Raw genomic sequence first — 8320 nt, forward strand, 5'->3', positions numbered from 1 at the left:
ATCAATAAATTAGTTTTCTAAATATTTAAGGGGATCAACAGGTAATGAATTCTTACGCATCTCAAAATAGACACGTGGCGTTTTAACATTTCCTGAAACACCAGATTTAGCAATCTCATCACCGCGCCTTATCCTTTGTCCTTTGTTAACAACAAGCTTACTATTACATCCATAAATAGTGATAATATCATTTTCATGTCGAATCATCACAACATTACCAAGCTCTTTTAGTCCATCTCCCGCATAAATAACCACACCATTTTCTGCCGCCTTTACCGAAGACCCTTCAGGCACTGCAATATCTATTCCTCGATTCATTACTGTTCCCTTTTTTTGACCGAACTGGCTTAATAAACGCCCTCGTACTGGCCAACGCATCTTAGAAATTCCTGTGGCTTGCGGAGTCGTCATATTATCTGTATTCGTAACAGTACTTGACAAACCAGTCTCATGTTTCAATTGCGTCATCTGTTTAGAAAAATTTTTCTCAGAACTTGATTTGTTTATCTTTGCAGAGGGTGGCGTTGTTACAGGAGCTTTATATATAGGAGAGGACTTCTTGTTTTTTATAGAGGACATCACAGATTGGGATGCAGATTCTGTTGTTGACACTGCCCAATCGTTATTATTGTGTGCATTTGAAGCTGCTAATGTACGCCTGCTTGGAACAACAAGGACCTGACCGATATAAATGGAATTGCTGTTTATACCATTTGCTAATTTTAATGCCTCAACACTAACCCCTACTTGTCGTGCAATACTGAGCAGTGTATCTCCACTCTGGACAATATAAGAATTCCGCCGAAAAATAGGAGATTTATCCATTTGTGAACGAGAAAGTGTTCCAAGATTACGTGGAGGGGCGCCCATAACGCGACCATCAGAAGAAGTTATCCTACCTTGATGTGGAAAATTATAGGGGGAATTATCATCTCCCCATGAATCATCGCTTGATTCCACAGGTGGCAATTCAGTGCTTTGTATCATACCACTACCGTATGATAGCATTCGCGGGTCTGTATACATAGTGCTTGATATATTTGATTGAGATGATACCGTACGATGAGAGAACGTATTGGAAAAACGCTGTGTACCAGAACTACAACCAGCAACAATAGTTACCACCGCTAACAAAGTTATTCTCTGAAAATTATGCTGGAAAATATTATCCAAAGCTTTTAGACACATCGTTTTGCTCACTCATCAATAATCAACTCATTCCATTAAAGCTTTTTTAAATTACCGAAGAGTTAAAATGAGATGTTTTATTCATAAATATCTTTATATAAGATCAAAATGAATTTAACGTAGACAATTTGCAGAAACGTCTTAGCTTTTAAAAATTAAAGTATCTCTGCAATGCCTTTAATAAAAGGTTGGTAACGCACTTGGAACAGTTCTAAACACTCAAATCGACTACCAATTTTTGTATAGCGCGTCACCGTTTGTACCCCTTCGTCAGGTCCTATCGCCTGAATGAGAATTCCATTTTCAGCTAAAAGTTCTAAAAATTCCTTTGGTTCATCAAAACGTGATGGCCAAATAAGAATGCGATCAAATGATCCTAAGCCTGTCACATTATGACTTCCATCAATCTGCCGTATAACAATATTTTCAATTCCTAAAGTTTGAAATTTTTGGCGTGCTAAATCAACAAGCGTTTTATAACGATCAATCGTTGTCACACGGTCACTCAGACATGCCATAAGAGCAGTACAAAAACCAGATCCTGTACCAATTTCTAAGACACGATGCCTTTTTTTCAACGATAATGCCGAAAGAATTAAGAGTTGTTCTTCCAAACGTTCCATATATTCACCACACTCAAGGGGAATAACTTTATTATCATAAGCACTATTGAACCAAGGAGCAGCAACAAACTGTTGACGCGGAATTTTCTCTAATGCCGAAAAAAATCGCACGTCATCAATGCCTTTGCTACGCATTTTCAGTACAAGAGCGGCTAACTCCTCACGAAATTGTAAAATACCCTTTTGCCCCATAGTATCATTCAATCTCCAATGGAGGTGCACTTTTATCATACTGACAAACTGCTTCTTTTAAAATGGCAAAAACTTGCGTCTGTGTATCATCACCTCTTGGCAATAAACGCATATTGTCTCTCCTTTCGTAAAATTAAGCAGTAATACAGCGCATGCCTCCCATATAAGGTTGTAAAACATCTGGAATAATAATTGATCCATCAGCCTGTTGATAATTTTCAAGTACGGCAATAAGACAACGTCCAACAGCCGTACCAGAACCATTAAGGCTATGAACAAAATGCAATTTTTTATCGCCTTCTTTACGATAGCGCGCATTCATACGGCGACCTTGAAAATCTCCACAAACTGAACAGCTAGAAATTTCACGATAACATTCTTGACCAGGAAGCCAAACCTCGATGTCATAGGTTTTACGCGCTGCAAACCCCATATCACCCGTAGAAAGAACCACTGTGCGAAAAGGCAAACCAAGCCGCTTTAATATATCTTCTGCACATTCCGTCATACGTTCCAATTCAATTAAAGACTGCTCTTCACTGGTAATCGAGACCATTTCAACTTTCCAAAATTGATGCTGACGCAACATACCGCGCGTATCACGACCGGCTGCTCCCGCCTCTGAACGAAAACAGGGAGATAAAGAAGAAAATCGCAGTGGTAAATCTGATATTTCAAGAATTTCATCGTTGACCAAATTGGTTAATGGCACTTCTGCTGTGGAAATAAGCCATCGACCATCTGTTGTACGAAAAAGGTCTTCAGCAAATTTCGGTAATTGTGCTGCTCCGTAAACAATCTCATCACGAACAAGAAGAGGTATTGAGACTTCTGTGTAACCATTCTCATTGACATGCACATCAAGCATAAACTGGCCTAATGCTCGTTCTAGCCGTGCTAATGCCCCTGAAAGTACTGTAAAACGTGTTCCAGACAAACGACTAGCTCGTTCAAAATTCATCTGTTTGAGATCTTGACCAAGATCAAAATGTTCCTTTGGTGTAAAATTAAATGTTGGAGGTGTACCAAAATGTCGAATGACGACATTATCACTTTCATCTTTACCTTCTGGAACATCATCTAATGGAATATTTGGAAGTGCTGAAAGAAGTTTCTCAAGACTCTCCGTCAGCTGTTTTTCTTCCACTGTTGCAGAGGAAAGAAAAGCTTTAATCTCTTCAACTTCAGCCCTAAGACGTTCAGCCATTTGCTGATCCGATACCGCTAAAGCCTGTCCTATTTCCTTTGAAACAGCATTGCGACGTTCCTGCGCCAATTGCACCTTAGCAATATGCGAGCGACGTGCAAGATCAAGTTGTATTAACCTTTCAGCTTGTGGCTCAAGACCTCTACTTACGAGTGCTTTATCTAATTTCTCAGGATTGTCACGAATCCACTTAATATCAAGCATAAAAATTCCTCATTTATATTGTTTTTATTCATTCCTTATCGCATAAGATTATACACTTTTCTTAAGCGGATTTTCTTCTCTTTTCTATACTGTAAGCAATTAAAATTGAAATCTCGTAAAGTGCTATCGTTGGTAAAGCCACTGCAAACATCGTAAAAAAATCCGACGGCGTTATGATTGCCGCAATAATAAAAGAGAGCAAAATAGCCCATTTTCGTTTAGACGCCAAATCATAAGACGTTAAAAATCCAATTTTTGTTAAAAGACTGATGACAAGAGGTAATTGAAAAATCAAACCAAAAATTAGGATAAACGATGTCATAAAGCCCAAATAATCAGAAATACGCACTATAAACTCTATTTTTAAATGAACATCTGGAAGAAATTGTTGAGAAAGGCTAAACCATAGTATTATTGGCGCTAATAGACCATAGACAAATGCTCCCCCAATACAAAATAAAATAGGCCCCCCAATGAGAAATGGTAAAAAAGCCATCCGCTCATTTTTATAAAGCCCTGGTGCAATAAAACTATAAAACTGAAAAGCCGTATAGGGAAAAGATAAAATAATTCCCCCAAAAGCAGAAAGCTTCATCTTCGTTAAAAAAGTTTCCCATACTTGCGTTGATTGCAAACGAATCCCCTCAGGATTACCCCCTGCTATTTTCATTGCCCACTGATATGGCCATAGTAAAAAATTTAAGATATAATCTTTAACAAGAAAACACATCATAAAAGCGATCATAAATGCAACCAAGGCAGAAATAATTCGCTGACGAAGTTCAATTAAATGTTCTAAAAGTGGAGCCATATTAGCATCAACTTCATCTTTCTTAACATTCATGACATATCTTCTTTATCTTTAGAAGCAATAGATACTGTCGTATCTTTATTGGTTACGTTTTGATCGCATTCCAAAATTTCTTTATCTTTTTTTGATTTATGGTGTGTTGCCTTAACATCCAAATTATCGTGGATATCTTCTAATGTATTTTGAATGGGATCAAAAGTCTCTGTCAACTTCTTGCTTGAATCGCTAATATCCGAACATACTTTTTGCAAATTATCGCGCTCGATTTGTTTTATTACATCATCAAACTGATGACGAAGTTCATTTGCTGTTGAATACACATACGCTCTTATCTTTGCTACTGTCTTTAATATTTTAGGTAAATCTTTTGGTCCAACGACAATGATGAGAACAAGTAAGATTACGATAAACTCTGGTCCGTCAATCCCAAACATCTCTTAATTCGACTTTCTCATCAAAAAATATTGCACAATGATGATTGCGTTTTTGTTACTGTTTTTTAGCAACAGATGTTTTGCTTTTTTTAGAAGCAGAAGAAACCTTTCTGCGCGCTGTTGCATGTTTTACCGATAACGGCTGAGATTGTTGAGATTCTACATCAATCATTTGGGAAGTAGGAGCCATTTCAACTTTATCCTCAATGCTATCATCTTCTTCTTTCATATTTTTTTTGAAGGCTTTAATTCCTTTAGCAACATCGCCCATTAATTCAGAAATTTTACCGCGACCGAAAAGCACAAAGATAATCAATAAAATTATAATTAAATGCGTTGGTGAAAAAATATTACCCATTATTCTCTCTAACTTTATGCTTTTAAATTTGATTTCATTTATTCATGCTTCCTCTGAAGGAGGTATCAAATATAATATCTTACTTATATATTTTCTTCTTAACTTAAAAGCAATTACACGCTTTTATTGCAAAAAGAACTTTTTATCCTCTCATCCTTTTTTAGCGTATTATAACACAAACCATTCAAAAATGATAAACCACTTCATACAAAGTTCAAAACACTTAAAAACTTTTCTAAAATAACTTCATCTGATCTCTTAGGTTACTCATCTTCCTGTAAATACTATAGCCAATGTCTTTCCTTTTAAACAATGTTGTACGTATCATTACAAACATTTCCGCCAAATTATCCTTTACTGATAAAAATCATAACATGCTGTAAAACATTTTACGTATTCAATTAAAAAAATCAGAAAGAAAAATCTCTAAAAAACTTTCTTAACACATCATCAGTCTCTTCAAAAACGATCATCTTACGCACAACATTTACTCTTTGCGTTGGGGTGGGAATTTTATCATCCATTATTCCATATACAATACGAAATATGAGCCATCATCGTATTCAATTAAATATCTGGCGTGTAAATAAAAACTATTAGCGGAAAGAGTAAAAATGCACTTTATGAACCAACTCAAGTGCCAAGAGGTATGGCAATACTGCTAAAAAATAAAAAAGGTACCAGCTTGTGCCTTTATTTAGTAAAATACCTCCATATAACCAGCTCTCTAAGCCACTGTATGCTCTAACTATTACAAGTCTCCGGATTCTGGGCATGCGTTCTCATAATATCATGTGTTTAACCTATCTCAGTATTGAAAACAGAATGGGCATGAATAGAAAATTACATTCAATCAAAAGCATGGTATCGAAGCATAATCCATATAAAAAGAATTTCTTATCCTAGCCTTTTTTATAAGATTACCTCATAAAGCCGCTCGATAATACAGTGTTAGAGATAGATAAACCTATTTACTTTAGTTTAAAATTCCTCATTTTGATTGAGATAGCTTGCAGAGCACATATCAATTTTCAAAAGTTTTATTTTAGCATCATACACAATAACCTAGCTATTTAGCGTGTATAATGTAAAGCTTTGGCTCCGCTTAAAGCAATGAAATTCATTCACACTTTTACAAAAATCTATCACTATAACACCAGCACTTTATTGCTCTATCCATAATTTTACGCTTGCTAAAAAACTTATAAATGTAACAATGTTTTTATCAAGCATTTGAAATTCTTTAATCTTTAAACAAGCAAATTGATGAATGAATTTGAAAGATACCCTTCAATTTTTCAACAAACTTCACTAATATTCTCGTTAATTGAGTGTTTTTTATAGTCTTCCTAGAAGAGTCCGCGATCATAAAAAATTTCTCTTACAACATAAATATCTCTATTGAAATGTTTGATCTCTTCTTGTCTATCTTTCATATAAAAAAATTAAAATTTTAACGATTAATCTCATTATATAAAAATAGCTCTGTGAATAAATGCTCTGATGACATTAATATTTTTTCTGTAGTGTATAATGTGGGAGTGAGGGTATTGTTTGATTTCTACAAGAGTATTTTTATGGATATCAATTCTATTATTCTATGCTAATAATCCGGTACAGTTATACATATGATAGAGTTTACTCCATGAATTATCGGCATATTTATCATGCTGGCAATTTTGCTGATGTTTTTAAACACATTATTGTCACTCGCATTGTAGAATATCTCAAACGCAAAGAAAAAGCTTTTCGCGTTATAGATACGCATGCTGGAATCGGTATTTATGACCTTTCTTCTTTAGAAGCACATAAAACAGGAGAGTGTCGCGAAGGTGTCCAACGACTTTTTTCAACTCCTATCCCAGAAGATTTAAGAACACTCCTTTGTCCATGGTGTGATATCATTGATGCCCTCAATAAAGGGGAAAAAGAAATTGTATTTTATCCTGGATCTCCTGTTCTTATTCGTCAATTATTACGGAAACAAGATCGCCTCACCGCAATAGAATTGCACAATGAAGATTATCATATTTTAGCAAAAAACTTTGCAGGAGATTATCAAACAAAAGTTCTGCATTTAGATGGTTGGCTTTCCTTAAATGCTCATGTACCACCAAAAGAAAAACGTGGGTTTATCCTTGTTGACCCTCCCTTTGAAAAAACTGGAGAGTTTTCCCGCCTTATTGATGGATTAACGAAAGCCTATCGTCGCTTTTCTGGAGGAATCTACGCTTTATGGTATCCTGTTAAATATGACAAAGAAATTGAAAGTTTTCTTCACGCGCTTTATCAAACCGGAATTCCTAAGATTCTACAGCTTGAAATGCGTATCCGAAAAAGTTCAAGTCCACCGACAATGAATGGAAGTGGTATGATTATTATTAACCCTCCCTACCTTTTGGAAGAAGAAATGAAAAAACTCAGCCCCTTTCTTATCAACCGTCTGGGACAAGATGAAAATGCCCAAATAACGCATAAGTGGCTTCAAAAAGAACATCTGTTATGTTAGATCTTTCTCTGATATTTTTTCTAAATCAAATATCATGTTGTAAAATACAAAGGCATTAAATGATAAAGTTCTTTGATTCTTTGGATAATACCAACATATTATAATGGTAAGCTAAGAACGATCAGCGTGAATTAATTTTTTTCCTTTTAGAAAGTCTATCCTCTTAATCATCATGGATTTCTTATTTCAATCATTTTAATGGATAAATTGGGCAAATTCATAAAGCTGTCTTAGAATAACAACTCTCATATTTTTTATGAAAGATCGGCTCTCTAAAATCATACTCTTATGTTATAAGATATTATTTATAGAAAAAAATTATAAAGACATAAATAATCATTATTTAATAAAAAAGAATATTTCATATATTAAACAAATAACATATTCGTAACAAACGGAATGGTCCTGAAAAATAATACAAATTGTCCGCAAAATGAACGGGAAAAACTTTCTTTTCTCTCTAATGTTACATGGCATAATGCCAATCAAAGCAATGAGAAAAATCAGTTCCAAGGTATCAAATTCATACAAGAGTTTGTTAGACACCTTCCGCATAAGCCAGGGGTTTACCGGATGATTGGTGAAAATGGTGATATTCTTTATGTTGGCAAAGCCCGTAATCTCAAAAAACGTGTTTCAAACTATACACGTGAACAAGGACACAATAATCGTATTACCCGCATGATTCGTGCAACATATCATATGGAATTTATCGTCACCCATACAGAAACAGAAGCACTCCTTTTAGAAGCCAATCTCATCAAAAGATTGCATCCACATTTTAATGTACTCCT

8 protein-coding genes are annotated in these 8320 nt (G+C 35.1%); 2 read left to right on the forward strand and 6 right to left on the reverse strand.

The genetic code is table 11. From position 1 onward, the window contains the following. Positions 1-9 precede the first annotated feature (9 nt). From ACFIL8_RS03890 to tatA, 6 genes are all read right to left on the reverse strand, one after another. The gene (locus tag ACFIL8_RS03890; protein ID WP_375668190.1) at positions 10-1188 is read right to left on the reverse strand and encodes a peptidoglycan DD-metalloendopeptidase family protein; all 1179 of its coding nucleotides are present in this window, start codon (positions 1186-1188) and stop codon (positions 10-12) included. 155 nt (positions 1189-1343) lie between these two features. Further along, complete coding sequence (locus ACFIL8_RS03895) at positions 1344-2003, reverse strand: protein-L-isoaspartate(D-aspartate) O-methyltransferase (protein WP_375622329.1); 660 nt, start codon at positions 2001-2003, stop codon at positions 1344-1346. A 133-nt stretch (positions 2004-2136) separates the two neighbouring features. Continuing rightward, positions 2137-3414 carry a serine--tRNA ligase gene (gene serS, locus ACFIL8_RS03900; protein ID WP_375668191.1) on the reverse strand — a complete coding sequence of 426 codons (1278 nt, stop codon included), beginning with the start codon at positions 3412-3414 and terminating at the stop codon, positions 2137-2139. Positions 3415-3475: 61 nt separating this feature from the next. Next, positions 3476-4258 carry a twin-arginine translocase subunit TatC gene (gene tatC, locus ACFIL8_RS03905; protein WP_375688960.1) on the reverse strand — a complete coding sequence of 261 codons (783 nt, stop codon included), beginning with the start codon at positions 4256-4258 and terminating at the stop codon, positions 3476-3478. After that, positions 4255-4659: a twin-arginine translocase subunit TatB gene (locus ACFIL8_RS03910; RefSeq protein WP_375631753.1), complete on the reverse strand. Its 405-nt coding sequence runs from the start codon at positions 4657-4659 to the stop codon at positions 4255-4257. The genes tatC and ACFIL8_RS03910 overlap by 4 nt, the downstream gene beginning before the upstream one ends. A gap of 55 nt (positions 4660-4714) precedes the next feature. Continuing rightward, positions 4715-5017, reverse strand: a complete 303-nt coding sequence (gene tatA / locus ACFIL8_RS03915) for a twin-arginine translocase TatA/TatE family subunit (protein ID WP_375612915.1) — start codon at positions 5015-5017, stop codon at positions 4715-4717. A 1645-nt stretch (positions 5018-6662) separates the two neighbouring features. Here tatA and ACFIL8_RS03920 point away from each other — a divergent pair. Both ACFIL8_RS03920 and ACFIL8_RS03925 read left to right on the forward strand, forming a co-directional pair. Next, on the forward strand, positions 6663-7526 hold the full coding sequence (locus ACFIL8_RS03920) for a 23S rRNA (adenine(2030)-N(6))-methyltransferase RlmJ (RefSeq protein ID WP_375612916.1): 864 nt from the start codon (positions 6663-6665) through the stop codon (positions 7524-7526). A 399-nt stretch (positions 7527-7925) separates the two neighbouring features. After that, on the forward strand, positions 7926-8320 hold a 395-nt coding region (locus tag ACFIL8_RS03925; protein ID WP_375688962.1), incomplete at its 3' end, for a GIY-YIG nuclease family protein.

It is taken from the genome of Bartonella sp. AP57NXGY (assembly GCF_042195805.1).
In the GTDB taxonomy this organism is placed as follows: Bacteria; Pseudomonadota; Alphaproteobacteria; order Rhizobiales; family Rhizobiaceae; genus Bartonella.

Bases quoted from the DNA above. Each gene is read 5' to 3' on its own strand.
- ACFIL8_RS03895 (WP_375622329.1), bottom strand. From the start codon at position 2,003: ATGGGGCAAAAGGGTATTTTACAATTTCGTGAGGAGTTAGCCGCTCTT.
- ACFIL8_RS03910 (WP_375631753.1), bottom strand. From the start codon at position 4,659: ATGTTTGGGATTGACGGACCAGAGTTTATCGTAATCTTACTTGTTCTC.
- ACFIL8_RS03890 (WP_375668190.1), bottom strand. From the start codon at position 1,188: ATGTGTCTAAAAGCTTTGGATAATATTTTCCAGCATAATTTTCAGAGA.
- serS (WP_375668191.1), bottom strand. From the start codon at position 3,414: ATGCTTGATATTAAGTGGATTCGTGACAATCCTGAGAAATTAGATAAA.
- ACFIL8_RS03920 (WP_375612916.1), top strand. From the start codon at position 6,663: ATGAATTATCGGCATATTTATCATGCTGGCAATTTTGCTGATGTTTTT.
- tatC (WP_375688960.1), bottom strand. From the start codon at position 4,258: ATGAATGTTAAGAAAGATGAAGTTGATGCTAATATGGCTCCACTTTTA.
- tatA (WP_375612915.1), bottom strand. From the start codon at position 5,017: ATGGGTAATATTTTTTCACCAACGCATTTAATTATAATTTTATTGATT.